This is a genomic window from Paenibacillus sp. YAE3 (assembly GCF_057546105.1).
In genome coordinates this window covers 1-519 of sequence record NZ_BAAIYF010000065.1, presented here as the reverse complement: position 1 = coordinate 519, position 519 = coordinate 1, and the positions used below count along the sequence as shown (strand labels likewise).

Here is a 519-nt window from a genome sequence, read left to right as displayed (position 1 = left end):
TGTTCTGAAAGACTCTACCTGCAATTCATTCCGACGAGAATATACTTTTCCAACAGGATGGAAGCTACAACACACCCATTAGCGGAAAAGCGTAACAAGGGGAGATCGCAAACCTAACGCCACAGAACAGCTGAAATGGACTTCGCATTATTTCAGTTTTTTCCGTTTCCGAGATGTACAGATAGGTTAATCAAGTGATATGACTCGGAGAAGTCGTGATCACGGCCAGCCTGATATTTGCAGCCTTACTTATCTATGCTTCTGCTTCGCTATTATCCAGAAGGATTCTCCGCTTGAGCAAGCATATGACCCAAGTAGGGGCGGGCTCATGGCAAACCTATCTCCATATCGACGGAAAAGATGAAGTTGGTCTACTATCGAGAGAATTTAACGCGCTCGTCAGTAACGTAAACCATTTGGTCCAGGAGGTTCAAGAAACGAATCGTCAGAAAAGTCTGGTGGAGCGAAGGCAAAACGAGATCAAGTTTAAAATGCTGGCAAGCCAGATTAATCCGCATT

The 519-nt window shown here is 44.7% G+C and carries 1 protein-coding gene; it reads left to right on the top strand.

Annotation, left to right across the window (positions count from 1 at the left end):
- Positions 1–293 precede the first annotated feature (293 nt).
- Positions 294–519: sensor histidine kinase (locus tag AC27KL_RS28220; RefSeq protein WP_487171814.1), on the top strand; the 226-nt coding region annotated here is incomplete at its 3' end.